At 64.2% G+C, this 1,986-nt stretch carries 2 protein-coding genes; both read right to left on the minus strand.

Annotated elements, in window-relative coordinates; translation table 11 throughout:
- Positions 1-74 precede the first annotated feature (74 nt).
- Entirely contained in the window at positions 75-578 is a 504-nt protein-coding gene (locus ABT369_RS57705; protein ID WP_350627242.1) for a hypothetical protein, read from the minus strand.
- A gap of 149 nt (positions 579-727) precedes the next feature.
- Positions 728-976: a hypothetical protein gene (locus tag ABT369_RS57710; RefSeq protein ID WP_350627244.1), complete on the minus strand. Its 249-nt coding sequence runs from the start codon at positions 974-976 to the stop codon at positions 728-730.
- Positions 977-1,986: the final 1,010 nt, after the last annotated feature.

A 1,986-nucleotide genomic window follows, 5' to 3' on the forward strand; every position in this document is an offset into this window, starting at 1 on the left:
AAGACCCTCAGCAAGTCCTATCTTCCCAGCTCAGAAGGCACCCGTTCCTCATCCACCCACCATGTGGGAAGCCCTCAATGAAGGGCCGGGGCTAATGTAGCGGCCGATCTGCGCGATGCGACCAGAAGGAACTTGCGGGCGGCACGCGCGGAGGCCAAAATTGTAGGCAGTTTGGCACCGTTTACGTTGGTGTGGTTATGGATGTTTTCCAGGATGGCGGGTCGTTGCGCGGTCCTGAGGATTTCTTTGGCGTGGAGTTCGGGTTTGCGGTGAAACGACGCCAAGACGCCCCGGTGCACGTGGAAGCCGGTGATGGCCTCGAGCGTTGCCTGGTCGCCGGCGTATACGGGTATGTCCGCCAGGTTCACGTTTTCGAGTTGCGAGACGCGTTTGGTGTCGATGAGGACTGAGCGGAGTCGGTAGCCGGCTCGGAGGGCTCGGCGTAGGACGAGTTCTCCTTCGGCGATGAACAGGCCGTTGGGTGGTTCCCAGCGGGTCCGGAGCTCGAGGTCGGTGAGTGCTCGGTAGTCGGCGAGTCGCTCGTCGAGCGGGGTGGTGATCATCTCCGTGGCCTGCATCAGGTCGATTCTGCCGTGCGGGATGAGCCCGCGGCCATTGGTGCGGAGTCGATCAAGGCCTGTCGGCGGTCGGTGGTCTTCGCGTCTGTGGTTCGCCGGCGAGGTCGCCGCTACCGGCCTGGCGGCCCGCGATGTGCGGTCTGCGCGAGCTAGCTCACGTCGGCGACGGACCGCATCTCGGCCAGGGCCGCTTCGTGCAGATCCTGCCTCCGCACGCCCAGGTCGCCCCAGGCCAGGGTCCGGGTCAGTGCGAGCAGTTTGGCGCGGTCGACGATGTTGCGGATGATGGCGCCGGAGACGAACTGGCCGAAGTGAACCTCCTGCTTGTCTCCGCTTTCGTACCGCACCTCAATGAACCGGCTTGCCTCGCTCTGCGCGTACAACAGCCCCGACGACATCGTCCCTGATCGCGGTTGTCGCGAAGGCAGAGTAGAAATTGGCAACGAAGAGCAGCTCTGGAGTGCGTCCTCCTCCGCCAGCATTCCGGGGTCGCGCCCCGCCGTTCCGGACCGTCGACACGAGTTGCTTTTCTAGCATCAACAGTGTTGAAGTAGGGGTTTAGCGTCAGCCCGAGTTCGGTGACCTGGACGCCGAGCGCTTGGGCCAGGATGTGCCTGGTGTACATGTCCGGCTCGTGTTTGCCCGCCTCCCAGCGGTGAACCTGCCAGCGGTCGGTGCCGAGGCCGCGATATTGCGAGGCGACTGCACGCATCCGGTTGGCAAGGGCAACCTGCGACATGCGCCGCATCATCCGGTAGTGGAAGATCCGCTGGCCGGGCGTCATCTGGGCGAGTTCTCCGGTAGAGTGCACACGCTGAGGGGCGTCACGCCGGCGCACGGTGCACCACCGTCGATCCGGTGCTTGAGCCGAACGTAGTTGCCGGCGCGGGGGCTATCGCAAACGCCGTTCGGCGAGCCCACCCCAGGAGGCAACTGACCGTCACGTTTACCGGTCCAACATGGGCGGCAGCGTTGACCTCCAGGGGTTCGAGGGTCAGTTCGTTTTCGTCCGTTCCGGGCAACCGGTATGCGTGGAGTTCGCGCCGGTTGCGATGTATCGCGCAGGACGCCATCGTCGTCGCCCCTTCTGGTTGACGTGTCGAGGGTTCAGTCTGGGCGTTGCCGACTAGGCCGTGGAGTTGGCCGTGGTTAGCTCGGCCGGCAACGCTGGCACCGTGAGAGCCTGGGATCCGACCGTGGACGCCGAGCGGCGTATGCCCGGCTGCAGGTTAGGACGACGCCAAGCTGGCTATGAAGACATCACGGTCAAGTCCGGCCAGCACCGAGACGGGCCGCCTCAGCATCGCCAGCCCCTAGATGATTGATGCCTTGAAGCTGCCTCAGTGGTCGTAGGCGATGAGTGATCGTTTGCTGGGTGCGCCGATGGTCCAGTTGTGCCAGATCACGG

Origin of the sequence: Dactylosporangium sp. NPDC000244 (assembly GCF_040300725.1) — a bacterium.
Taxonomy (GTDB): Bacteria; Actinomycetota; Actinomycetes; order Mycobacteriales; family Micromonosporaceae; genus Dactylosporangium.

Bases quoted from the DNA above. Each gene is read 5' to 3' on its own strand.
- ABT369_RS57710 (WP_350627244.1), bottom strand. From the start codon at position 976: ATGTCGTCGGGGCTGTTGTACGCGCAGAGCGAGGCAAGCCGGTTCATT.
- ABT369_RS57705 (WP_350627242.1), bottom strand. From the start codon at position 578: ATGCAGGCCACGGAGATGATCACCACCCCGCTCGACGAGCGACTCGCC.